Source organism: Oribacterium sp. HCP3S3_B9 (assembly GCF_052064255.1).
In the GTDB taxonomy this organism is placed as follows: domain Bacteria; phylum Bacillota; class Clostridia; order Lachnospirales; family Lachnospiraceae; genus Oribacterium.
Map to the genome: position 1 here is coordinate 1 of NZ_JBQHVY010000001.1, position 23,326 is coordinate 23,326.

The 23,326-nt window shown below is 53.1% G+C and carries 21 protein-coding genes, 1 pseudogene and 2 riboswitches; of the genes and pseudogenes, 5 read left to right on the forward strand and 17 right to left on the reverse strand.

All coding sequences use genetic code 11. The features are described from left to right. Window positions 1–396: 396 nt before the first annotated feature. On the forward strand, window positions 397–678 hold the full coding sequence (locus tag ACTNC3_RS00005) for a type II toxin-antitoxin system RelB/DinJ family antitoxin (RefSeq protein WP_410042593.1): 282 nt from the start codon (window positions 397–399) through the stop codon (window positions 676–678). 11 nt (window positions 679–689) lie between these two features. After that, window positions 690–1,109 carry a putative toxin-antitoxin system toxin component, PIN family gene (locus ACTNC3_RS00010; protein ID WP_441226058.1) on the forward strand — a complete coding sequence of 140 codons (420 nt, stop codon included), beginning with the start codon at window positions 690–692 and terminating at the stop codon, window positions 1,107–1,109. Window positions 1,110–1,218: 109 nt separating this feature from the next. Here the strand turns inward: ACTNC3_RS00010 and ACTNC3_RS00015 are convergent, their stop codons facing one another. Further along, window positions 1,219–1,455 (reverse strand): type IV pilin protein, encoded by a 237-nt coding sequence (locus ACTNC3_RS00015; protein ID WP_441226214.1) that lies wholly within the window; start codon window positions 1,453–1,455, stop codon window positions 1,219–1,221. Window positions 1,456–1,475: 20 nt separating this feature from the next. Here ACTNC3_RS00015 and tnpC point away from each other — a divergent pair. Beyond that, window positions 1,476–2,372 (forward strand): annotated as a pseudogene (gene tnpC / locus ACTNC3_RS00020) (IS66 family transposase); the annotation flags it as partial. Between the two features lie 386 nt (window positions 2,373–2,758). On the opposite strand, the gene ACTNC3_RS00025 reads toward tnpC, so the two are convergent. The 5 genes from ACTNC3_RS00025 to ACTNC3_RS00045 form a co-directional block, all read right to left on the reverse strand. Next, window positions 2,759–3,253 (reverse strand): type IV pilin protein, encoded by a 495-nt coding sequence (locus ACTNC3_RS00025; protein ID WP_441226059.1) that lies wholly within the window; start codon window positions 3,251–3,253, stop codon window positions 2,759–2,761. Window positions 3,254–3,481: 228 nt separating this feature from the next. Continuing rightward, on the reverse strand, window positions 3,482–4,066 hold the full coding sequence (locus ACTNC3_RS00030) for a type IV pilin protein (RefSeq protein ID WP_441226060.1): 585 nt from the start codon (window positions 4,064–4,066) through the stop codon (window positions 3,482–3,484). Between the two features lie 234 nt (window positions 4,067–4,300). Continuing rightward, a complete protein-coding gene (locus ACTNC3_RS00035; RefSeq protein ID WP_441226061.1) occupies window positions 4,301–4,753 on the reverse strand; it encodes a type IV pilin protein in 453 nt (150 codons plus the stop codon). A 103-nt stretch (window positions 4,754–4,856) separates the two neighbouring features. Next, window positions 4,857–6,074 (reverse strand): type II secretion system F family protein, encoded by a 1,218-nt coding sequence (locus ACTNC3_RS00040; protein ID WP_441226062.1) that lies wholly within the window; start codon window positions 6,072–6,074, stop codon window positions 4,857–4,859. 295 nt (window positions 6,075–6,369) lie between these two features. Further along, entirely contained in the window at window positions 6,370–7,425 is a 1,056-nt protein-coding gene (locus ACTNC3_RS00045; protein ID WP_441226063.1) for a type IV pilus twitching motility protein PilT, read from the reverse strand. A gap of 318 nt (window positions 7,426–7,743) precedes the next feature. Here ACTNC3_RS00045 and ACTNC3_RS00050 point away from each other — a divergent pair, with 318 nt between their 5' ends. Then, entirely contained in the window at window positions 7,744–8,541 is a 798-nt protein-coding gene (locus ACTNC3_RS00050) for a TraX family protein (protein ID WP_441226064.1), read from the forward strand. Window positions 8,542–8,648: 107 nt separating this feature from the next. Here the strand turns inward: ACTNC3_RS00050 and ACTNC3_RS00055 are convergent, their stop codons facing one another. The 7 genes from ACTNC3_RS00055 to ACTNC3_RS00085 all read right to left on the reverse strand — a co-directional run bounded on the left by ACTNC3_RS00055 (window position 8,649) and on the right by ACTNC3_RS00085 (window position 16,958). Next, window positions 8,649–10,340: a GspE/PulE family protein gene (locus tag ACTNC3_RS00055; protein ID WP_441226065.1), complete on the reverse strand. Its 1,692-nt coding sequence runs from the start codon at window positions 10,338–10,340 to the stop codon at window positions 8,649–8,651. A 69-nt stretch (window positions 10,341–10,409) separates the two neighbouring features. Beyond that, entirely contained in the window at window positions 10,410–12,644 is a 2,235-nt protein-coding gene (locus ACTNC3_RS00060; RefSeq protein ID WP_441226066.1) for an EAL domain-containing protein, read from the reverse strand. A 136-nt stretch (window positions 12,645–12,780) separates the two neighbouring features. After that, complete coding sequence (locus ACTNC3_RS00065) at window positions 12,781–13,233, reverse strand: hypothetical protein (RefSeq protein WP_441226067.1); 453 nt, start codon at window positions 13,231–13,233, stop codon at window positions 12,781–12,783. Window positions 13,234–13,522: 289 nt separating this feature from the next. Next, entirely contained in the window at window positions 13,523–13,720 is a 198-nt protein-coding gene (locus ACTNC3_RS00070; RefSeq protein ID WP_410042579.1) for a hypothetical protein, read from the reverse strand. A 372-nt stretch (window positions 13,721–14,092) separates the two neighbouring features. Further along, on the reverse strand, window positions 14,093–14,530 hold the full coding sequence (locus ACTNC3_RS00075; RefSeq protein WP_441226068.1) for a CAP domain-containing protein: 438 nt from the start codon (window positions 14,528–14,530) through the stop codon (window positions 14,093–14,095). A gap of 11 nt (window positions 14,531–14,541) precedes the next feature. Beyond that, a riboswitch (cyclic di-GMP riboswitch) is annotated at window positions 14,542–14,616 on the reverse strand. A 107-nt stretch (window positions 14,617–14,723) separates the two neighbouring features. After that, window positions 14,724–14,800: riboswitch (cyclic di-GMP riboswitch) on the reverse strand. Window positions 14,801–15,058: 258 nt separating this feature from the next. Next, entirely contained in the window at window positions 15,059–15,937 is an 879-nt protein-coding gene (locus tag ACTNC3_RS00080) for a class B sortase (protein ID WP_441226069.1), read from the reverse strand. Between the two features lie 160 nt (window positions 15,938–16,097). Continuing rightward, window positions 16,098–16,958 carry a YitT family protein gene (locus ACTNC3_RS00085; protein WP_410042576.1) on the reverse strand — a complete coding sequence of 287 codons (861 nt, stop codon included), beginning with the start codon at window positions 16,956–16,958 and terminating at the stop codon, window positions 16,098–16,100. Between the two features lie 458 nt (window positions 16,959–17,416). Between ACTNC3_RS00085 and ACTNC3_RS00090 the strand changes: the two genes are divergently transcribed. Beyond that, the gene (locus ACTNC3_RS00090) at window positions 17,417–17,587 is read left to right on the forward strand and encodes a DUF362 domain-containing protein (protein ID WP_410042575.1); all 171 of its coding nucleotides are present in this window, start codon (window positions 17,417–17,419) and stop codon (window positions 17,585–17,587) included. Between the two features lie 95 nt (window positions 17,588–17,682). Here the strand turns inward: ACTNC3_RS00090 and ACTNC3_RS00095 are convergent, their stop codons facing one another. From ACTNC3_RS00095 to ACTNC3_RS00110, 4 genes are all read right to left on the reverse strand, one after another. Continuing rightward, window positions 17,683–18,501, reverse strand: a complete 819-nt coding sequence (locus ACTNC3_RS00095) for a carbohydrate kinase family protein (RefSeq protein WP_441226070.1) — start codon at window positions 18,499–18,501, stop codon at window positions 17,683–17,685. A 267-nt stretch (window positions 18,502–18,768) separates the two neighbouring features. Next, window positions 18,769–20,256, reverse strand: a complete 1,488-nt coding sequence (locus ACTNC3_RS00100; protein WP_441226071.1) for a class I SAM-dependent RNA methyltransferase — start codon at window positions 20,254–20,256, stop codon at window positions 18,769–18,771. A 141-nt stretch (window positions 20,257–20,397) separates the two neighbouring features. Next, entirely contained in the window at window positions 20,398–20,709 is a 312-nt protein-coding gene (locus ACTNC3_RS00105; RefSeq protein ID WP_410042572.1) for a DUF4366 domain-containing protein, read from the reverse strand. 68 nt (window positions 20,710–20,777) lie between these two features. Beyond that, complete coding sequence (locus ACTNC3_RS00110) at window positions 20,778–23,303, reverse strand: ATP-dependent helicase (protein WP_441226072.1); 2,526 nt, start codon at window positions 23,301–23,303, stop codon at window positions 20,778–20,780. Between the last annotated feature and the right edge of the window lie 23 nt (window positions 23,304–23,326).

A 23,326-nucleotide genomic window follows, 5' to 3' on the forward strand; every position in this document is an offset into this window, starting at 1 on the left:
AGCATCATTATAAAGGAGTGGACCACTAAGATAGAGCTCGTGCCGACCGTTCAGAAACGGAATGCGGCCGTTTTGCTTCGCAAACCCGGCCGATTAGCTCCGCAATATGCATTCAGAATTGCATATCGTCGTCAAACAGACTATATTGAGCGGTTTACCTCCAGTGTTTTCAAGGGGTTCCGAGGTTTTCGCCTTCAAAAAATATTTTGGTTTTAGCAGCCCCTATTGGGCATAGCTCCATTTCACATCGCGTGGCCAATGCCTCCGTCTTCACATCATCACACTACCTCTATCAGCAGAAACTGATCCAGTATATTGCTAATTGCTAATTTAAAATCATTTGTTTTCATCTGCATTCATTTGTGTTATATTCAACTTCAGAAGGAGGTGTTTAATATGGCAAATACACTTATTCAATTTCGTGCTGACGAAACAGAAAGAATGGAAGCTGTCAGTATTCTCCAGCAGCTCGGACTGGACATGCCATCCTACCTCAGAATGTGTGTGTCGAGACTAGTGTCCGCAAAGGGTATTCCTTTCAGCATGACCATTAATCAGTCATCATCGAACAGAGGTATCGAAGCAATGAAACGTGCCAGCCGCATTGCGGAAGAGAATGGCATATCTGACATGTCATTAGACGAAATCAATGCTGAAATCGCTGACGCCAGGAAGTGAGGTGTCCTATCGTGAAATACTATGCGGTAATCGACACCAATGTATTAGGTTTTGCTGTTCTTAAGTGGAATTCCGTTCCGGGAAATATCATTGATCTTACTTTTAACGATGTCATCATTCCTCTCGTGAATCAGGAAATTCTAAACGAATACAAAACCGTCCTTCTCCGCCCCAAGTTTCATCTGACAGAACTGATCGTAACGGATATTCTTGATGAAATGAAAGCACGCGCCATCGATGTTTCAGAAGAACATCTTGACGTTGAACTCCCCGATCCGAAGGATTGCGTATTCTACGAAGTCACCATGAAGGCTCGTGAAAGCGAAGACGCACATCTGATCACTGGCAATATCAAGCATTTTCCGACAAAGCCTTTTATTGTCACCCCAAGACAAATGCTGGATCTGATTCTGGAATCTTCGAACGAATAACCTGACACATCCAGCGATGACTCCATTTTTCAGGTATCGGTCCATAAGAAAATCATAAGCAGCCCAGCCAGTGATATCCATCAGTCACTCCGCTGAGCTGCTTATAAGTTTATAGATATTTTAGAATTTGTTTATTCTTTCTTCCCGGGGCCTGGCCCCACCACTTGTAATTATCTTTACTCGTTGGTGCTGGAAATTGTATCGTTCCATCATTTACAGCAATTGCCAATACAGATTCAATCGATCTGGCAGTGTGTAAATCAACAGCCCGTCTGGCTTTTTCTAACTGATTTGTAAAGATGGGAATTGAAATCGCCACCAAAACTGCTATTATCGCCACTACAATTAAAAGTTCTGCAAGTGTAAATCCATTTTTTCAGGAATTACTTTCAGCCAATGTATGATTACTTCCACCGGGAACTGCTGAAGCGCAGCTTCGCAATGGCAGATGAGACCAGAGTCCAGGTATTGAAGGAAGAAGAGCGCCGGGCACAGACGCAATACTTCATGTGGCTGTTCCGCAGCGGCGAAGACGGACTTCCTGCCATTATCCTATATGGCTATTCTCCAACCAGGAGCGGCAGCCATGCAAAGGAGTTTCTGGAAGGCTATCACGGATATCTGGAAACGGATGGCTATCAGGGCTACAACAGTCTGCCGGATATCAAGCGATGTTCCTGCTGGGCACACATCCGCCGGTACTTTATCGACGCCGTTCCCAAAGGGAAACAGTATGATTACAGCCAGCCGGCAGTACAGGGAGTCCAGTACTGTAACCGCCTGTTTGCCATAGAGGATTCCATTAACAAAAAATATCCTGGTGATTATGAAAAACGGAAGCAACTGCGTCTCGAGAAGGAAAAACCTGTTCTGGAGGCTTTCTGGTCGTGGCTTGAGCAACAAAAGCCAGTCCGGAATACCCGCATGGATAAAGCGGTGAATTATGTCCTTAACCGGCGGGAAACAGCGGAGACCTATCTGGAGGATGGCCGCTGTAGTTTCACAAACAATCTAAGCGAGAACGCAATCCGTCCGTTTGCAGTTGGCCGGAAGAACTGGCTGTTCAGTGATTCTGTAGAAGGAGCCAATGCCAGTGCTGTAGTCTATACAATGGTTGAGATGGCAAAGGCGCACGACCTGAACATTTACGGATATCTGAAATTTCTGCTGGAACGTCGGCCAACGAAAGAGATGACCGATGATCAGCTCGCAGAACTTGCACCCTGGAGTGAAAAACTCCAATCTATCAAAAATCGCATGTGAATTATAGTGAATTACTCCAACTCGCAAAGGGCTGGGGTAATTTTATATCTGACCGCATTATTATTTGGCGGTTACGTTTGACAAAACAAAAAATGCCCTCGGCAAACGAAATAAATAACGTCATCAGATTTTTACAATCTGTTCGCAATTTGGCTTTTTGATACAAAATCAGCAACTCAAAAATTTCTCCTAGAGACGAGAAGAAATCGCCACACCAATGTTTCTTTTGTTGATGTGACGATTTCTCGCTTTTCGTTCATGAATGATTTTTCAATCAACTAACTTGCCTTCCTAGGTGCTTTGGCAGTTGGGTGTGTTGTAAGGATTGGGATAGAAAACCTTCCCCCTGACCTTTCCACCATTATTTCTCATCCGATTAGATAACATCAGAACGTCAACCCTAAATATAATTGATGGGTCGCCTTATCATATATAATACCAATAGCCCAATCTTTCTTATGTATTGCTGATGGTTGTACATAGTCGGAAGTAACATTATCCCATTGCTTACAAGTTTGGCAAATGCCAGATGAATCTACACCATCTTCTCGAAATTTATAAATTGAATCCGACGACATTAAATAGGAGGACGGGACTAAAGAACTGCAATCTTTTGAAAGGAAATATAGCATATTTGCACCTTCTACATCCTTATCCAATTGATCAAAGGTTTTGACTATTCCGTCTATTTCGACCTCCCGCACATTATTGGCAATTTGCACCAGAGCATACGCATCCCGCATGGCAGAATGGTCAACAGCCAGTCTGGCTTTTTTCAACTGGCTCGTAAAAATAGGAATGGAAATGGCAACAAGTACAGCTATTATCGCAACTACAATTAAAAGCTCTGCAAGCGTAAATCCCGCTTTTCTTTTTTTCATTTTATTCTTACAACCTCTCCCTGGATTTATTCCTTGATTGAAAAGAAACCGTCACACCAACGTTTCTATTGTTGATGTAACGACTTCATGGTTTTTATTCGTCAATGAGTTCTCAATCAACTACCTTGCCGTTCGTGGGCGTTGACATTTGAGCAATGTAGGGGAAATCCGGACACCTACCTGTCCCCCTGGCTTTAGGAACTGGACAGAGAACCGTCCCTCTGTCCCTCATTGCCCCATTGCTTTTTCAATCCCTGTTTCTTTCACATTCAAAACCCCTTCAAGCTTTGTTTCAAAAACACCTCCAGAATTTCCTCCTAAATCAATATCTTCCTCAGAAGAGAAAATACGGCATCTGCCATCAGAGAACAATACCGCTCCGTAGCAAGCCCATCCATCGTTTTCTGTACTATTTGCATGAACCTTAATTGAACCAAATCCCGTGTTTTCAAACAACTTCTTCACACGGGCGTATGGATTTCCATTATCCCCGTTCCAGTTAACCCCATCAACGAGTACTGATCCACTTGCGCGATAATATGTACCATCTTTTTTTACAATCACAGCAACATAGGTTTTTACCTGACCAGTACCATTGACGTGTTCTGTTTCATTTGGGAATTGAATGGAACCACCTGCATATGAATTCATCAGAATAGATTTCACATTTCTAGCATTAGAAAGATCCACAGCTCGTCTGCTTTTTTCTAACTGTGACGTAAATATGGGAATAGAAATCGCAACCAGTACAGCTATTATCGCCACTACAATTAAAAGTTCTGCAAGTGTAAATCCCGCTTTTCTTTTTTTCATTTTATTCTTACAACCTCTCCCTGGATCTATTCCCTGGTTGAAAAGAAACCGTCACACCAACATTTCTATTGTTGATGTAACGGCTTCATGGTTTTTATTCGTCAATAAGTTTTCAATCAACTACCTTGCCGTTTGCGGGCGTTGACAGTTGAGGTATGTAACGGCAATCCGGACACAGAACCGTCCCCTTGTCCTGTGTTGCTAGGATTCGGACAGAGAACCGTCCCCCTGTCCTTAGTTAGTTGCCTTAAGATCAGTATCTCCCTGTTTAAAGGTAGGTGCACTTCCATCATCAGTTACAGTTACAGTTACATCCGTTAAAGCTGTCAGTTTATCTGCACCTAATGTGATACCTCCAACTTCGACAGCACCAGTTTGCCATTTTGTCTGTTTCTGTTTTAATTTTACAACTTTTGTAGCCACATAGTTTCCCTCTTTTCCAGTTGTTGTGCTAAGGCCACATTTAACTCCACCAGTTGCTGAATTATCAACTGTTTCTCCAGTTAAAACAGCCGCAGAGCACTCTGCATAGGCAGCTCTAAGATTCGCAAGGTCAGTCGCCTCTCTAGCCTTCTCCAATTGCGATGTGAAGATCGGAATCGAGATCGCTACCAGAACACCGATGATTGCTACTACGACGAGCAGCTCAGCCAGGGTGAATCCCTTTTTGTTTAACTTCTTGAACATGATTTTTTCCTCCTAGATATGTTCGTTTCCCCTTGATAGGTATGTTCATTTATATAAAAGTGTCTTGCACGGATCACTTTCATATCATAAGAATTGTGCAACCTTAGAAAAGGTTATACATAGTAAACATCGGCAGATAGATCGAGATGACCAGGAATCCTGCGAAGATCGCCATCAGGATCAGCAGTGTCGGCTCGAGCATCGAGATCGCCTGCTGTATTCTCCGGTCCGTCTCGCCTGTGAAGTACTCGCCGATGACGTTCAGTGTCTGGTCAAGTTCACCTGTCTGTTCGCCGACGGAGCACATTTCCTTCAGTGTGCCCGGGAAGTACGCGCAGTTTTTCATGCAGTCCCCGAGCTGTTTGCCCTGCTCGATCTGTGAGATCATCGCGGCGACATCCTCCTGCAGGAGGTAGTTGTCGAGCACCTTCGAGGTGACGGAGACGGCGTTGTTCAGCGTCAGTCCGGACGCGAGCATCGTCGACATCGTATTTGCGAACTCCGCTGCGCCGTTCATGATATTGATCTTCCCGATGACCGGGAGATGCAACTGGATCTGACCCTTCAGCTTCATGCCGCGCTCGGTCTTCGTGAAGAGCTTCCACGCGACCACCAGCGCCAGCACGACGATGACGAGCAACATCCACCACTTCGCGAAGAAGTTCGCCATCGCGATCATCATGCGTGTCATCAGCGGCAGCTCACCGCCGAGGCCCTCGAAGACCTGCGCGAGCGTCGGGATAACCTTCACCATGATGATGATCAGGACGACGACGGCGACGCACACGACGAAGATCGGATACGTCAGCGCGGCGCGCACCTTCTCACTGTTTTTCGCGCTGTTCTCGTAGTAGCGGTGCATCCGCGCGAAGGAGTTATCGAGTGTACCGGACAGCTCACCCGCCCGCACCGTCTCGAGGAAGGTCAGCGGAAACGCGTCCTTGTATTTTTCGAAGGCATGCGCGACGGTCGAACCGCCCTGCACGTCCTCAGCTGCATCCAGCAGGATCTTTCGAAGCTTCTTATCATCCGTCTGCCGGGCGATCATTTCCATCGCGCGGCCGATCGGCATGCCGGATTTCAGCGTAATCGCAAACTGTGAGCACATCAGCGCCAGCGACCGGATCTTGACCCGCGGGCTTCCGAGCTCCATGTTCAGGAGTCCGCTCGCCGCGCCGCCTGTTCTGACCGGGGTGATACTCGTGATGACCGGGCACTTCTGCCGGATCTGCGCCACCGCCGCATACTCATCCACGGCCTGCACGACGCCTCTGGTTTCGCTCCCGTCCGCACTTAGCGCTCTGTATGAATATGTAACCAAGCAGCTCCCCTCTCTCACTGAAAAACCGTTTTTTCTCATGCACATTACGCTACAGAAACCACGGTTTTTGATTGCTAACTAGATTCTATCATGCCTCAAACTAAAGTCAATATCGCTATTTAGAATATTAATAATCATTCTCGATATTCTTAAACACAGCACGTGCCGTGCAAATTCTCGCCGAATTTTAACACTTCGGGCAATGTCTACGCCACTACTCCGTCACGTTCCGCACCGTTACATCAGCGGTCATCCGGCTCATCCGCAGCATGTCTGCTGTAGGCATTGGCCTCACTCACCACGCGAGCTGCAGCTTCTTCCGGATGTAATCGCGGTCGACGCCGGCTTCCTCGGCGGTCTGCGGGAGGATCCTGCCGTCCATCGCCATCTGGATGAGGCAGTTGTCCATCGTGATGGCGCCCTGGTCGGCGCTCGAGAGCATGAAGCTCTGCATCTGCGGCGTCTTGCCCTCGCGGATCAGGTTCTGGATCGCCTGGGTGACGATCATGACTTCTGCTGCCACGACGCGGCCATGGCCGTTCGCGCGTACGAGGAGCTGCTGGCTGAGGACGGCCTTTAGGGTCGTCGAGAGCTGCAGTCGGATCTGGCCCTGCCGCGCCTCCGGGAACACGCTCACGATTCGGTCGATCGAGTCCACGGCGCTGTTTGTGTGCAGCGTCGCGAAGACGAGGTGGCCGGTTTCGGCGGCGGTCAGCGCGGTCTCGATCGTGGCGAGGTCACGCATCTCGCCGATCAGGATGATGTCCGGGTCCTCACGCAGGATGGCGCGCAGGCCCTCCGCGTAGGACTGCGTATCGGTGCCGATCTCGCGCTGATTGATGATGCACTGGTCCGGCGTGTAGACATACTCGATCGGATCCTCCAGCGTGATGATGTGCTCGTTCCGCGTGTGATTGATCTGATCGAGGATCGCCGCCAGCGTCGTCGACTTACCGGAGCCGGTTTCACCGGTGACCAGCACGATGCCCTTCTGCAGTGACGGAAAGCTGCTCACCACCTTCGGCAGGCCGAGTGTGTCGAGCGCCGGGATGCGGTTACTGAGGATGCGCAGCGCCGCTGAGATGTGGCCCTGCTGCCGGAACAGATTGATACGCACACGTTCCCCCGCGATCGTTGCCGCGCAATCGAGCTCGCCGATCGACTCGATCTTCTCGTAGTCCACCCCGGCCATCTCGCGCGCGAGGCGCTCACAGTCCTCCGGTGCCAGCACCTCCTCGCTCAGATTCATGATCTGTCCGTCGAGACGGCACTTCGCCGGCAGCCCCGCGATCAGATGAATATCCGACGCGCCACGCTCCGCCGCCAGTGAAACATACTCCGCTATCTTCATAAAGCCCCCTGTTATCAAACGTCTGTAATTGCTCAGTCCGGTGCCGTCAGACCAGCATCAGAAGCACAGTACTCCGAAATCGGAATCCTGTGTTTTCCTGCTACTCTCCAAGCTCACTGACTAAACTGTCACGAAAAATCACTGACATTAATGGTACAACATTCAAACCGAAACAACAATTAGAGAATTGAGTGAATCCGACACAGCAAGTATCTAAATGATAACAGCTCAGCTGGATTTCACCGCATATTTCCGGTACTCATGCATGGCTTCCAGGGAGTATAATGGTTTCTGATATTATTTTTGAGGATGAAGAATATGGGTGAAAATAAAACAGATATGCGGTTCATGACGCGTGATGCCATCAAATATCTGGCAATCGTGGCGATGACGCTGGATCATGTCGCATATATATTTCTGGAGCCGCAGTCACTGCTCTACCGGCTGTTTCTCTGCATCGGGACGTTTACAGGGCCGGTGATGATCTACTTCCTGATCGAAGGCTACTTCTACACACATGATGTGCGGGGATATGCGAAACGTCTGCTGCTCTTTGCGCTGCTGTCGCAGCTACCGTTTAGTCTGGCGATCGGTGGCTTCTTCGGGAATATGCTATTCACGTTGCTCATCTGCCTCGGTGTGTTGTATGTGCCTGACCATGTGACCGACGGGGGACTTCGAAAGCTTCTGTATGTACTGCTGTTCTTCGCGAGTCTCTTCACGGACTGGAATTTCCTGTCCGTACCGCTCGTGCTGTTCCTGCGCCCGGCGTTTCATCCGGCGGCGCCTATAGTGGATCACTCTGCCAATCAGTATCAAAACGGAGAAACTATTCTGATGAAGAGTCAGGCAAAAGAGCAGCAGTTTTACATGGCCCCGACGGAGCAGCGGCTAGGCATGCTGAAGTGTGTCGCATACTTTCTTCTGGTATCCTGCCTCACGAATGGGATGTTCGAGGGCCTGACGGAGGCGCTCGGCATGGTGCTGGGCTTCGTGTGCATCGCATACTTCTATAACGGTCAGCAGGCGGCGACCCACCGGAAGTTTCATAAATATTTCTTCTATATCTACTATCCGGTTCACCTTTTGGTGCTGTGGGCGCTGCACGCAATGTAAAACTTCTGTGAAACAAAACCGTAACCGTTCAGGCAGTGTCCCCTGACTAAGCTGTTATACCAAAAATCGCCGCCGGCCATGCTTCTCGCACAGCTGGCGGCGTTTGTTTAGTCTATTCCTGTAATCGTCCGCATGACTTCGTCGACGGTGGTGATGCCTTCGTCGACGAGCTTGTCGGCGTTTTCGAGCATGGTGACGTAGCCGGTCTCGTGCGCGAGGCGCTGGAACTCCTGCTTGTCGGCGCCGTCGGTGATGCACTTTCGGAGCGCGTCGTTCATGACGAGCACCTCGAAGTCACCGATTCGTCCACGGTAGCCGGTGTTGAAGCAGTTATCGCAGCCACGGCCGTGGTAGAAGATCCGCCCCGGGCGCGACGGCAGTCCAGCGGCCGCAAGCTTATCCGGGGTCATCTGCTCGACCACCTTACAGTTCGGGCAGATCCGGCGCAGCAGTCGCTGCGAGATGATGCCACGCACGCCCGCCGAAATCAGGTACGGCGCGACGCCCATGTCCTTTAGTCGGTCGATCGCCGACACCGCGTCCTCGGTATGGATCGTCGTGATGACGAGGTGTCCGGTCATCGCGGCACGCATCGCGATCTCCGCGGTCTCACCGTCTCGGATCTCACCGACGCAGATGATGTCCGGGTCCTGACGCAGGATCGCACGCAGACCCGACGCGAAGGTCAGTCCCACCTTCTCGTTGATCTGCACCTGGGTCGCCCCCTGGATGTTGTACTCGACCGGATCCTCCAGCGTGATCAGGTTCGTCGTCTCACTCAGCAGCTCGTTCACGAGCGCGTACATGGTCGAGGACTTACCGGAACCCGTCGGGCCCACGATCATGATGACGCCGGACGTGAGGCCCAGCAGTTTATCGATCTTCGCGTCCTCACCCACCGGCAGTCCGATGCCGCGTCGGTTCAGCTGACTGCCGTCCCGGCGCAGGATTCGGATGACGATCTTCTCGCCGTAGATCGTCGGCAGCGTCGATACTCGCAGGTCAATGTCTTCGCCCTTCAGGCGTACCTTGGCGCGGCCATCCTGTGGCACACGCCGCTCGACGATGTCGAGGTGCGACATGATCTTCACACGGGAGATGACCGACTCCTGCAGGTTCCGCGGGATCGTCAGAATCTTATGCAGTCGTCCATCGATACGCATGCGGATAATCATATCCTTCTCGGACGGCTCCCAGTGGATATCGGAGGCGTTCTCGATGAAGGCACGCTCGATGATGGAGTTGACGAGCCGGATCGTCGGTGCCGCCACGTCTCCGCTCTCGGTGATGGCAGACGCCTCACCGGACGTCACCTCATCCTCGCCGAGTCCGGCTTCTGCGCGCATCTGCGCCATCGCCTGCGCGGCGCCTTCATTGCCATACAGCGTACTGATCGCATGGTCGACAGCATTGCCCGCCGCGATCATCGGCACGATGTTTTTCTTGCTGACCATCTTCGCCTGCTCGATCGCCATGAAGTTCGTCGGATCGGCCATCGCGAGGAAGAGCATATCCTTCGATACGGACACCGGCACCATACGGTTCTCGCGGGCCAGCGCCTTCGGGATATACTGCGACATCTCCGGCTTGATATCCGTCTTCGTCAGGTCGATGTAGTCGATACCCAGCTGCAGTCGCAGCGCGTCGACCATCTGCGCCTCCGTGATGAAGCCGTGCTTCACCAGCGTCGCACCCAGTCGGTCGTGCTCCTCCTTCTGTATCTTCAGGGCCTGCTGGAGCTGCTCCTCGGTGATGAGGCTCATCTCCACCAGCATATCGCCCAGTCGTTTCGTTCTCATATTTCATTCTCCTTCAGCGCGTCGCGCACAGATTCTGCCCTGTCCGCGTTCCGGCGCACGGCCGCCCGGTTACGACTTCCGCTTCGCCGACGCGACTGCACATCCCGGGCGCCCGGTTTCCCCCTGCCCGATTTCTGCCGTCACTTCTTTCCGTATTTTATCATACAATACGGTGAAATTTCGAAGACTTACGAAATATCTTCCGATCCCATCCGAGCTCTTCGATATGAAGAAGGCATGCGCATGAATCGTCATGATCTTCCCGTCCGCACGCTTATACAGGATGTCCGCCTGACTGCCGGTGAGTGCATCGACCTCCGCAGCCTCCAGGAGATGAACGATATCCTCCTTATTGATGACATAATCCGTGATGTGGTTGCGGTAGTTCTCATCCACCAGGGCTTCGCTGCCCACTATGCTGTAGTAGAGATCATTGACCCGCACGAGCTCCACATGCTTCTCGGGATCCATCTCATAGAACGCCACCGGTCCCAGGATATGATTGAGGAGCGTATCGCTGTAGACATTGTCATCAAACATCTCCACCATGTGGATACGGTTCGCCTGATGCAGACGGATCCCCTCCGTCTCGACGCGGCCGCCCTCCCGCAGGATCTCTTCCATGCGATCGTACGGGAACGGGCGGTAATAGTAGTAGCCCTGCACGTAGTAGATGCCGAGCGCCTTCACCATCCTAAGCTGGGCCTCTGTCTCCACGCCCTCACAGACCACCGGCAGATTCAGAAGATGCGCCATGTTGATGATGGACTCCATGATCTTGATCGTCTTCTGCTCATCCTTCCCCTGCACGAATTTCATGTCGAGCTTCAGGATGTCGAGCTTCATGTCGCTGAGGGAGTTCAGGTTCGAGTAGCCAGAGCCGAAATCGTCGAGATAGATCCGGAAGCCGAGCTCGTGCAGGCGCGAGACGGTCTTCTGCACGCGGTCATAGTTATCCACATAGGCAGACTCCGTCACCTCGATCCCGATCATCTGCGGATCGATACGGTACTTCTCCTTCAGTGACGCGAAAAGCTGTGCTACGTCGATGAGCTCGAAGTCGATTCTCGAAACATTGACCGAGCAGGTGATGGTTTCGACACCCTGATCGAGCATCGCGCGCTGCCGCTCGAAGACCCGCTCCCAGATGTACTGGTCAAGCATAACCACGTAGCCGCTGCGCTCGAGGAGCGGGATGTACTCGCCCGGCGAGATCACGTGACCGTCCTTCACCCAGCGCACGAGCGCCTCCATGCTGACCGGCTTACCGCAGCTGATATCCACGACCGGCTGCGTATAGAAGGTGAATTCCCCGGCCTGGATGCCGCGGATGATATCCTGGATCATCTCGGCCTCCCGGTCCTTCGACATAAACATGTTCGGGCGGAATACCGCGATGTTTTCCTTATGGTTATAGCGCACGGTGTTCAGCGCGAGCAGCGACTTATCGTACATATTTTCGATATGCTCGCTGCGGTCGGTGATTTCATAGATGCCGACGGACTCGGAGAAGCCCATAGTCGCATCCGCGAGCTGCTGAATCGTCTTCTGTACGATCTCTACGACTTCCCGCGTGTCCCGCTCCGTCGCGAACATGCAGCAGAAGTAGTCATCCCCGAGGTAGCCCGCGGTGCCGAGCGTCGTCTGAAGCTGCTTCTTCAGCTCGTCCGCTGCCATCATCAGCAGCGCCTCGCTCTTTTCCTCGCCATAGATCGCCTCATAGAGCTTGAAATTATTGATATCCGTGGTAAACAGGAGGAACTTATTCTCCGGATACTGCGCGAGCAGTGCTTCCGCATTCTGATAGAAAGTAAAAACATCCGGGAGGCCAACCTTCTCTCGCTGCAACCGATCCTTTTCATTGAGCGCATCCATCCGCTCACCCTTCGCATCCGTGATATCGCGAAGCAGGACCATGAGTCCGCCCTGCCGTCCCTCGTCAGACGCAAAGAACGCGACCTGCTCTACCCAGCGGAGCCCCTTCTTCGTGTGCATGCGGAACTCGATTTTCTGCATCGCCGGGCGGCTTCCGTTGCCGAGGAAGGTCCGCACCTTGTCCCCGTTCCAGAAGTTCTCGACACGATCCGCATCCTCGCCATACACCTCCTGCCGCAGGAAGTGCTCCCGTGCCTCATAGTAGCCGAACGGCGTGGTCGGGAAAGCAAAAAGCGCCGGATTCTGGTAGGTGATCTGCGCAAATCCCTCACGAATATGAAGTTCTGTGATCATGTCATAAAACAGCTTCTCCACGTTTCTCCTCCCTGACTGCAGGTTCTTCTTATCGCCCGCCATTTCTTTCTTCACGGGCCGGCGTCTCCGCTGCACCATCGCAGTCGGTCTCTTCTATCCTGTGCCAATGCAGTCGCTCTCTACATCGTCACTGCGCGTCTGCTGCACATCCTGCCTGTATCCACTGCGGATGTGTTCGATCTCTACATCGTCACTGCGCGCTCACGCTCTGATCGATCGCCCGGAACAGCTCCAGTGTGCTCGAAAAAGCGAAGCTGCGATCGCCCTCGATCCAGGCAGCGACACCCTGCCAGCTCGCATGCTGGCGCATCTCCGTCCGCACGAAAATGCTCGCGAGACGGCCACGCTCTCCCCAGATGTCCCGCGGCGTCTGTTCCTTCGACAGCTCCGTCAGCCGTTTCTCTGAAACAAACGCCCGTGGTGCCGCATCACTTCGATGACGGATAAACACCCGCATGCCCTGTGCCGCCTCCGGATAGTCCCACGCATCGTAGAGCGCCTCCATCTTCGTCATCAGCTCCATGCAGGACGCAAATGGAATCGCCTCCGCACTCCACGGATGCATGAGACGCCCGCTGAACTCCTGGTTCTCATACGCATCGATGAGCACCGCGATTAGATTGATGCCATACAGTCTGTCCATTTATCCACACCTCTTCTGTCGTGCCCACGCTAGTAAACTACTTTACAAAGTCACTTGTATTCTACTTGTTCCGGCCAAAAAAGTAAATCTGCGATATTTAAATATCTTCGCGCTTCTTACGAAATCGTTCTCGAAACACGGTCAAAAAAATCCAGAAGCTGAACTTCCGGATGTTTGTACTATATGAAGATTCCTGGTCTGCTTTTCGAAGCCCCGGTGAAATGCCTAACATCCACCCTGTCTGCAAACCGCTCTTGAAAAAGAGAGAAGAGGCATCCTGCGAAGCAGCTCACATCTCTTCGTCGTCTTTTGGATCGCTCTCATCCAGCGCCTGGTCCATCATCTTGAGAAGCTCCAGCGCCGAACGGAAGTGCTGCGACCGTCCCTTATCTGCCCAGGTCACCTTTCCCTGCCAGCTCGCATTCTCGCGACAGCAGACCTCGACGATAAATGTCCCCCTGTGTTTCTTTGCTCCGTTCTCTTCCATGCTGCATCCACCTGTTCGATCGTCATCTGCGAAACCATCTGTGCCTATCCCATAAACCAGGATTCATATCCCCCGAAAAGGATCGCTTACGCCCGGCACATCCTTAATATGATTAGTATAGCTTATCTTCTCTTAAAAAATCCATTAAATCATGCTCAATCTTTGCAAATTTATGGGGTCTGACCCCATAAACTTCTGTTTAGATTCTGTTTAGAAAAAATTAATGGGGTCAGACCCCATTAATTTTTTCTTAAGATGGCGGTCCGGCACGCAAGACGGATACGCAGACATGAAGAAAGCGCCCATGGCTTTTATCAGCCATGGGCGCTACAGTTCGTTTTTTTTCACTTGTCATGCGACTCGTACCGGCGATCAGTCCATGCCGAACTCCTGTGCCCAGTAGGTCTTGCCGTTCTTTACGGCTGTGCTGACAGCGACGGTTGTAAAATCCGGCTTTAAGATGTTCGCCTTATGCTCTGGAGATGCCATCCACGCGTTTACGACTGCGTCTGCGGTGTTATAGCCATCTGCGAGGTTCTCACCATACATGAGATCCGGATTTACAGTGTACCAGTCAGATCCATCTGGTCTTGTGTGAGAGAAACGAGCATTAAGCTCATTTGCTCTTACTGCTGCACTTGCTTCCAGAGAAGCATCGTAACGAAGTGCGTTTAAACCGTTTGCAACGCGGATATCGTTGACCTTTGCAATCACCTCGGCTTCGGTGTTGTTCTGTGCGAAACCGGTCATGCTCATCATAATGCCTAAAAATGCAACAACGAATAAAGTTCTAAGAAGCTTCTTCATCATTTTGTCCTTCCAAGTGCAACTGGCTGCCCGCGTGGGGCCCTGTAGCTTTGCGTCGCCGGATTGCTCCGGGTTTGCTATTTAAATGAATCAGGTACAAAAATCGGCACCGGGAACTCTCCCGCTGCCAGTTAACCTAGAACCTTCTTTGAATTAATTCTTGATTCGAGAACTAACCTTCGGATTTCTCCATGAAGATTGCAACTGGCTGCCCCACTGTGGGGCCCTTTAGCTTTGCGTCGCCGAATTACTTCGGTTTTGCTCAAATGAGAACCTAGGTCGGATTCTCACCGTTAAAGAGACGCGAGCACGAAGCTCCTTTTTTTCCTCTTCACCTCTTTACATTCTTTATTTTATCATTAATTTGATTTATAGCAATACTTTTTCGTGATTTTCGAAGATTTTTCTGACAGGGGCCCTCCGGAGCTCATGTCAGAAAATTCAGACTAATCCTGCTGATACAAAGAAGCTGTGCCTAAGGCACAGCTTTGAATACGTTCGCCACTAAGGCATCACGGGGGCCCCCGCGCCCTACGGGCGGCACTCCCCCGTGATATTATACGCGCCCTCGAGTGCCGCATGCACGACGAAGCGCTGATTCCCGCCGGAGCGTCCGATACAGGTCGACAGGGTGAGCAGTGCCGGGCGCTTCGCGAAGTCGATGGTATGCTCATCGATGGCGAGTGTCGACTTCGAAAGACAGCGCTTCACATACTGATCATAGCCATCCGTACCCTCGAAATCATCGTAGGTAGCACTCCCATCCGTCGTTTCATAGAAGGAAAAGATCCGGTACTTTCGCACATGTCCCTTCGTATAAACATAGATATACGGATTCGAAGCGCAGAGCCCCGGTTCCTTTTCAAGCTTTTTCAGCGTACCGAACATCGAGCCGTTTTTCATATTGTGACCGAAGAAAAAGGTATTCTTCGCACGGAAATCATGCGGACTCAGACAGTCATAGAAAATCGTACCGGCGAAGTTCTGCTTTCCCTCGAAGGTCTTATGGAGATAGTCGACATTGTCACTGGAGTATACGACCGGATACCTGAGCTCCAGCACCGGAATGTACAGAACACAGGCAAAATCCGCATTCGTATTCAGCAGCGCATCGTAGTCGATCTGAAGAGACGGATACGGCAGTGACTTCACGCCCACACTCTCTCCCGCAGCGCCATCTGCGTTTCCGGCGACTGCATTGGCCTCATCCGCATCCCCGCCACGGATATAGTCCGCTGCGAGATCCGCGTACTCATCCCCCGCCGCCTTATACTCCATGTAATCACGCAGGAACAGCCCGCCGAAAATCAGCATCGCCGCCACCGCAACCACCGGCACCATATAGAACAGAAGTCCCCCGATCCCGGACGATTTCTTCTTTCCTCCCTCACTCATCTCACCCGAAGCCATCACACATCCCTCCTGGTTTTCAAGGCATAAATCGATAACATAAGAATACGTCTATCTCCAGTTTTACGTCAAGCCAGCCATTTATTCACGACCTCACATCCAACGACGAATTACTGTTCAAACGCAGTTAAGTCAAGACGTAGCGAAACATGGTAACCGCTCAGAACTTCGGCTTCGGCTGATAATGAATCTCATTCACGTTATACACCGTCACGAACGCCTTCGGATCGACTTTCATCACGAAATCCATCAGTCGACGGAACTCATGCTTCGTCACGATCGCGATGATCTCCGTGTGCTTCTCGAGATTGTAGGCGCCGACCGCCTCATAGAGCGTCGCACCGCCGATCTCGCGGATGATGAACTGCCGGATCTCCTCGCAGTGGTTCTGCGACACGATGCAGACGCGCTTCTTGATCGTCTGACCGAAGATGAAGTAGTCGAGGATGATCCCGTTGAAGTAGGTGCCGAGCAGACTGAGCACCACCGTCTTCGAGTCATAGGCGAGCGCACTGGAGAGGGCAATGATGACGCCCGCAGCGGTCATCGCCTTCCCGAGCTCGATATGAAAATACTTATTCAGCAGCTTCGCGACGACATCGAGCCCTCCGGAGGAAGCATTGTCGTTAAACAGGATACTGCAGCCGACCGACACGACGATGCAGTACGCCACGACGTCGAGTGTCGCATCGCCGGTGAGCGAAGTGTAGTGCGGGAAGAGCAGCTCGAACAGGCCGAGAATCAGCGGCAGGATGATCGAGGTATAGGCGGTTTTGAAGCCAAATTCCTTTCCGAACACCGCATAGCCGACGATCAACAGGATGCCGTTCATGATCATCGTGAGCTGCGAGATGCTGAGCGGCACGAAGTGCTGCAGCACGATGGCAAGACCCGAGATGCTCGACACCGCCGCATGGCTCGGAACCAGGAAGAAAAAGACCGCAGCGGCGATGATCGTGCACGCAACGGTCATCAGCAGGAGATCCTTCAGGATCAGACGATAAGAGAGATTCTGTTTCATACATTTCCCTTTCATGATTCAGGCCGCACCTGCGCTTCGCATCCGCAGGCAGCCTGAAGAGGTTTATATAGTAGATAAGCGCGACATCCAGACCCCCGAGTCCGACTCAAACGGGGCGCACCCGCACTTGTCTCTGCATCCCATAGCACGCATCAGTATAGCATCCGTCCGCCCGGCGTGCCCACAGGTATTTTATCATAACTCCAGAGAAATGCATCCATAACCGTATCCGTTTTCTCGACGTCAGACCACAATATATAGTGATGTGCCGTCTCAAATATCCCCTATTTACTAGGTATGATATGGTTAGCCTTAACTAAAAGAATTTTTCAAAAAAATACATTTTTTGAAATTTTTCAGGTTGTAGTTTTCGAGAATCTATATTAATATACAGGCATAGGTCGTACGGAAGTACGAAAACCATTCAATTAAATCTTTATTCTAGGAGGAATTTTATCATGGCACATGTTATTTCTGATGAGTGCGTTAGCTGCGGTGCTTGTGCATCTACCTGCCCGGTTGAGGCTATTTCTGCTGGCGACAGCAAGTATGTTGTAGACGCTGGTACCTGCATCGATTGTGGTGCTTGCGAGGAAGCTTGCCCAACAGGCGCTATCCACGCTGAATAATTAGAAGCGATACGTAAAAGTAAAAGAGCGATGGTTCGATGAACCATCGCTCTTTTTAGTTCAGTGAAACGCCCCGGAGGGCCCCTTCACCGAGCTTAAAATCTATCCACCTTCAGCTCAAACTCCTCCGGCATGAAACGCGGGCATACATTATCCGTCGTGGAAATCACCGAGCTTGCGAGACGCGCACCGATATGGCAGGCCTCGCCGAGGGTCTTTCCGTAGGTGAGGCCGATGGTCACACCGGAGAAGAATGCATCCCCGGCACCCGTCGTATCGACGACGGCGACATTGATCGGCGGACAGATGCCGAAGCTTCCATCGATTTCCGCATAGACAGCGCCCTGCTCGCCCATGGTCACGACCATACGTGGATACTGCGCAGATTTCACCTTGCGACCGATGATCGGCGCCAGCTCCTCCGGTGACAGCTTCTTATAGTCATCCGAGAACAGCAGCCCGGCCTCCTGCGCATTGCACACGAGACATGCGGTTCGCTTCATAAGGTCACGACGCTCCATTGCGATGGACATATTCGACACCACCGCATAGACCTGCTTATGGTACTTCTCCGCGAGGTCCAGGATCTGCTTCAGAATATAGGACTCCATATCGATGTCGACCGTCACGGCATCTGCATCTGCGATGATCTCATCGCCCTGCTCCTTCAGAATCGTCGAGATCTCTGAGAGATCCGGACGCTTCGAGATCGACGCGACCACATCACCGTTATGTGAAAACACCGCGAGCCACGTACCGAGCCCATCCTCGGTGCGACGGATGTAGCTGGTATCCACCTTATGCCGGTTCAGCTTGTTGATGACATCCGTACTGATCCCGGAGTTATCCACCACACTGACGAAGGTCGGCCGCAGCTCCACATTCGCGATATCCTCCGCCACATTCCGGCTCACACCACCATGCACCTCGCAGACCGTGCCTGCATTTCGCCGGCCGGCACGTACTTCCCCTCCGGATACCCCTTGATATCCACGAACGTAGCCCCGATCACGACGATTCCCTTACTCATGCTTACCTCTCCCATACTTCTTTACTGAATATTGACTCGAAAATTATACGATATATACGGAAAAACACAAGTGGGGAATTCCCGTCGCGAGTTTATAAAAATTTAATGGGGTCAGACCCCCTTACGTAAGAGGCTGGCCCCATGATTGGAATCACGCTTTTCTGCGCTTGAGCAGACAGATACACTCGCAGTTGTTCGTGCGCGGGAACATGTCGACCGGGCAGAGCTTCTCGACCTCGTAGCCGGCGTCCTGAAGCGGCACGAGGTCACGGGCGAGGCTCTTCGGCTTACACGCCACGTAGATCAGGCGGTCGACGCCGTAGTCGATGATCTTTGCGAGCGCCTTCGCATGGATGCCGTCCCGCGGCGGGTCGAGGATGATCATATCCGGGCGCGGTGCGTCCTCGTAGCTGCCGTCCTCACGGATGAGGCGGCCGCCCTCCTCGATAACCTTCAGCACATCGCCGGCGATGAAATCGCAGTTCTCGATGCCGTTCAGCTTCGCATTCTCGTGCGCAGCCGCCACGGCCTCCGGGACGATCTCGACACCGACCGCCATGCTCGCCACGGAGCTCATCAGCTGTGTGATCGTACCGGTGCCGGAGTAGAGGTCGTAAATCACCGGCTTTTTCACCGAAGCTCGCGCCGGATCGGCCGGGCCCGGCTGACCAGCGTCCACACCTTTCTGCGCAGTGTCTGCCCCCGCGTCGCCTGCATTGACTGCGGCCTGCTGCGCCGCCTGCAGCTCCGTAAATCCGGCATACTCGCGCACCTTCGTGTAGAGCTTCTCCGCACCGAGGGAGTTCGTCTGGAAGAAGCTGAACGGGGTGATGCGGAAGCGAAGTCCCAGGATCTCCTCATAGAAGAAGCGTTCGCCGTAGAGTACCTCGGTGCCCTGGTCCTCGACGATATCCGCCAGGGTGTCGTTCTTTGTATGCAGGATACCGGCGAAGGTACCCTCGATCTTTCCCTCGGCCTTCAGCTGCAGCAGTCGATCGCGCCAGCCGGCGAGCACCTCCTCTTCGGAGAGCTCCGGCTGCACCCGCACGAAGCGGTCTGCGGTCGGACGGGTATGCTTCTGCTGAGCCTTCGGGCTGTAGCGTCGCTCGAACCACTCGTCGAGTCCCTTCTGACGCTCCGCGATCAGCTCCTCGGATGCCGGCACACGCTTCGCACTCGCCCAGTTCGTCGAGGTCACGAGATCCACGAGGATCTCGCCGGTCTTCACTGCACGGCGGTAGAGCAGATGACGGAGGTAGCCCTCCCGTGTCTTCTTATGAAGGTAGGTGATGTCCAGCTCCGCGAAGTATGCCCGCGTCGCCTGCACGATCACGCCCGCATCCGGATGCGTCAGCTGGCAGACATCCGCATCGATGATGTTAAAGAAGCTCCGCTTCTGGTGGAGTCCCAGCGTCAGCTCCCCGCCCATCCGGCAGTCGCCGAAGGAAAACTCCATCTTATTCCGGTAGCCCTCAGAGACCGGTGACGGCACGATCGGCTCGAAGGTATACGCATTCGAGCGTACCACCGGCTCAAACAGTGCATGTAGCGTCTCCTCCTTCGTCTTCAGCTCTTCCTCGTAGCTCGTGCCCTGATAGAAGCAGCCGCCACAGATTTCCGCATTATCACATACTCTCATACTCTTCATCCTTCTCCATCGCGGTGCGGCCCATGCCTGCATCCGCGTTCCTGACTCTTTTTTGTGATCACACTCTACCACATCTCACGACAGAAAAACAGGGTCGGCCTTTGCCGACCCTGTTGTAAATCGTATAAATCTTCAGTCCTCGTCCTCGAAATCATCCGCATCATCCTCGAAGTCATCATAGTCCTCGAGGTAATCCGGCATCATGAAACGATAAACGGCATACGCGATCCCTGCGACGGTCGCGACACATCCGATGATGGCGAGCACGGTGAGGATCGTCTTCTTCAGACGCTCATCCTCCTTCTTCTCCTGGATGTACTCCTGCAGCTTCAGCTTCTGAAGCAGAAGCTCCGCGTGATCTCTGGCATCATCCTTATATGTTCTGACACTGTCCGCGAACTCTCTTGCATTTGTTCTCAATGCATTCATATCCAGCTTCTCCATATGGCACCTCCTGCGCTGTTTTTCTATTAAGAAAAGTATACCATCGCCGACCCCGTTTGACTACGTTTTCACAGCTTTTTCAGCTTCGCGAAGCTCGCAAGCATCTTCTTCTGGCCAGCGGTATCGAAGTTTACCGTCACGGTATAATCCTTCTTTCCGTCCTCGATGGCCTCGACGGTACCTTCTCCGAACTTGATGTGCTTCACACGATCACCGACCGCATAGTCGAGGGTCTCGAGCTTCTGGATGCCGGTCTGAACTAGACTCTTCGGAATGCCTGCGCCCTTCTTCCGGGCTGCACCTGCCCCGCTCTTCGCGAGATAGCCGACTGAACCCATGCCCTGCAGACCATAGCTGTTCGCCCCGAAGCTGCCGGCACCAGCCCCGAAGCTGCTGCCACTGCCCGATCCATACGCGCCCGATCGTCCGACGTAGCTGCCGGAGCCAGATCCACCGCCGTAGCTGCTCGAACTGCCTCCACGGCTGCCATAACTGCTGCCGGAACCATATCCGCCGGAGCGTCCGCCCTTCGCACCGAAGCGTCGTGCGCCCCCGCCGAAGATATCCGAGTCGCCATAGTCGTCATCCTGGAACATATCGTCGTAGCTCTTCAGCAGCTTCTTATCGCAGAGCTCATCCGGGATCTCATCGATGAACTTCGACGGCTTCATCCGCTCATACGCGCCGTTCAGCATACGGCTCCGCGCAGAGGTCATCACCAGCTCCTCCTGGGCACGGGTGATGCCGACGTAGCAGAGACGACGCTCCTCCTCGAGATCCTCCGGATTTCCGATAGACGCGAAGCCAGGGAAGAGTCCGTCGTTCATCCCGACGAGGTACACCTTCGGGAACTCGAGTCCCTTCGCACCATGCAGCGTCATCAGCGTCAGAAGATCCTGTCCCTCGTCCTTCCGATCGATGTCTGCCACCAGCGACACATCCTCCAGGAACTCACCGAGCTTCGGCGCGTCGCTCTGTGCCTGATAGTCCGCTGCCTTACTGATGATCTCCTCGATGTTCTGAAAGCGGGTCTCGGCTTCGATCGTTCCTTCCGCCCGGATCTCCATACCGTAACCGGTATCATCCCGCACCGACTCGATCAGTGCCTGAATCGAGAAGCTGTCCTCCTCACCCGGCTCCGCCTCGGTCTCGAGGTAACCGGCTCTTCGGAGCTTCTCCCGCCAGTCGTCCATGCGCTCGACGAACTCCGTCAGCTTCGTGCCCGCCTTTCCGCCGATCCCGATCATCGGTGCACGCTCCGCCGCCTCGAGCAGGGTGATGCGATGCTCCGCAGTCGATGTATCTGCCGCATAGCTCCGGAGCTTCTGCAGGGTCGCCTCGCCGATGCCGCGCTTCGGCACGTTGATGATACGCTCGAAGGCGACATCATCCGCACCGTTCGCGATCAGCTTCATGTACGCGAGGACATCCTTGATCTCCCGGCGCTGGTAGAAGTTGACACCCCCGATGATCTGATACGGCACGCTCATCTTGATGCACTGCTCCTCGAGCAGTCGCGACTGCGCGTTCGTCCGGTAGAGCACCGCCTGGTCATGATACGCCCTGCCGCAGTTCCGGGCCTCCCGGATCACCGCCTGTGCTTCATCATTGGCTCCCTCAAACTCCTGGAAGCGGACATCCGGACCGCCCTTTTTCTCGGTCCACAGCTTCTTCTGCTTCCGGCCATGATTGTGGCGGATGACCGCATTGGCACAGTCGAGGATCTTCTCGGTGGAGCGATAGTTCTGCTCGAGCTTGATCACGCGTGCACCTGGGAAGCTCTTCTCGAAGCTCAGGATGTTCTCGAGGTTCGCACCACGGAAGGCATAGATGCTCTGGTCGTCATCGCCGACGACACAGAGATTCCGGTACTTCTTCGCGAGCGCATGCACGAGACGGAACTGAATATCGTTCGTATCCTGGTACTCGTCGACCATGATGTAGCGGAAGCGCTCCTGATAGTACTGAAGCACCTCCGGCTCCGTCTCGAACAGCTCCACGGTCTTCAGCAGAAGATCGTCGAAGTCGAGCGCGTCGTTCTGATGCAGCTTCTTTTCATAAAGCTCGAAGCAGTCCGCCATCTTCCGCATGCGCAGGTCCCCGCCGCTGGCCTCCTCCTTTCGGAACTCGAGCGGGCTCACGCCCCGGTTTTTCGCACCGGAAATCACCGACAGCACCACGCGCTCCTTAAACATCTTCGGGTCGATGCTGAGCTCCTTCAGCACCTGCTTCATCAGCGTCCTCTGATCATCCGTATCATAGATGGAGAAATCCGATTTGTAGCCGAGACGATCGATATAGCGCCGGAGGATGCGAACACACATCGAATGGAAGGTCGATACCCAGACCTCACGCGCCTGCGTTCCGATCAGCCGGTCGACACGCTCCCGCATCTCCCCCGCCGCCTTATTCGTGAACGTGATCGCAAGGACGTTCCACGGCGCGACACCACAGTTCTCGATGAGGTAGGCCACACGATGCGTCAGCACACGCGTCTTCCCGGAACCCGCACCCGCCAGCACCAGCAGCGGCCCCTCCGTGCAGCGCACCGCCTCACACTGCTCCTTATTCAGAATCTTCTCCAGATTTTCCATAACTCTCCTAAATCTCAGATTAT

Bases quoted from the DNA above. Each gene is read 5' to 3' on its own strand.
- ACTNC3_RS00005 (WP_410042593.1), top strand. From the start codon at position 397: ATGGCAAATACACTTATTCAATTTCGTGCTGACGAAACAGAAAGAATG.
- ACTNC3_RS00025 (WP_441226059.1), bottom strand. From the start codon at position 3,253: ATGAAAAAAAGAAAAGCGGGATTTACGCTTGCAGAGCTTTTAATTGTA.
- ACTNC3_RS00030 (WP_441226060.1), bottom strand. From the start codon at position 4,066: ATGAAAAAAAGAAAAGCGGGATTTACACTTGCAGAACTTTTAATTGTA.
- ACTNC3_RS00035 (WP_441226061.1), bottom strand. From the start codon at position 4,753: ATGTTCAAGAAGTTAAACAAAAAGGGATTCACCCTGGCTGAGCTGCTC.
- ACTNC3_RS00045 (WP_441226063.1), bottom strand. From the start codon at position 7,425: ATGAAGATAGCGGAGTATGTTTCACTGGCGGCGGAGCGTGGCGCGTCG.
- ACTNC3_RS00050 (WP_441226064.1), top strand. From the start codon at position 7,744: ATGGGTGAAAATAAAACAGATATGCGGTTCATGACGCGTGATGCCATC.
- ACTNC3_RS00055 (WP_441226065.1), bottom strand. From the start codon at position 10,340: ATGAGAACGAAACGACTGGGCGATATGCTGGTGGAGATGAGCCTCATC.
- ACTNC3_RS00065 (WP_441226067.1), bottom strand. From the start codon at position 13,233: ATGGACAGACTGTATGGCATCAATCTAATCGCGGTGCTCATCGATGCG.
- ACTNC3_RS00070 (WP_410042579.1), bottom strand. From the start codon at position 13,720: ATGGAAGAGAACGGAGCAAAGAAACACAGGGGGACATTTATCGTCGAG.
- ACTNC3_RS00075 (WP_441226068.1), bottom strand. From the start codon at position 14,530: ATGATGAAGAAGCTTCTTAGAACTTTATTCGTTGTTGCATTTTTAGGC.
- ACTNC3_RS00080 (WP_441226069.1), bottom strand. From the start codon at position 15,937: ATGGCTTCGGGTGAGATGAGTGAGGGAGGAAAGAAGAAATCGTCCGGG.
- ACTNC3_RS00085 (WP_410042576.1), bottom strand. From the start codon at position 16,958: ATGAAACAGAATCTCTCTTATCGTCTGATCCTGAAGGATCTCCTGCTG.
- ACTNC3_RS00090 (WP_410042575.1), top strand. From the start codon at position 17,417: ATGGCACATGTTATTTCTGATGAGTGCGTTAGCTGCGGTGCTTGTGCA.
- ACTNC3_RS00100 (WP_441226071.1), bottom strand. From the start codon at position 20,256: ATGAGAGTATGTGATAATGCGGAAATCTGTGGCGGCTGCTTCTATCAG.
- ACTNC3_RS00105 (WP_410042572.1), bottom strand. From the start codon at position 20,709: ATGGAGAAGCTGGATATGAATGCATTGAGAACAAATGCAAGAGAGTTC.
- ACTNC3_RS00110 (WP_441226072.1), bottom strand. From the start codon at position 23,303: ATGGAAAATCTGGAGAAGATTCTGAATAAGGAGCAGTGTGAGGCGGTG.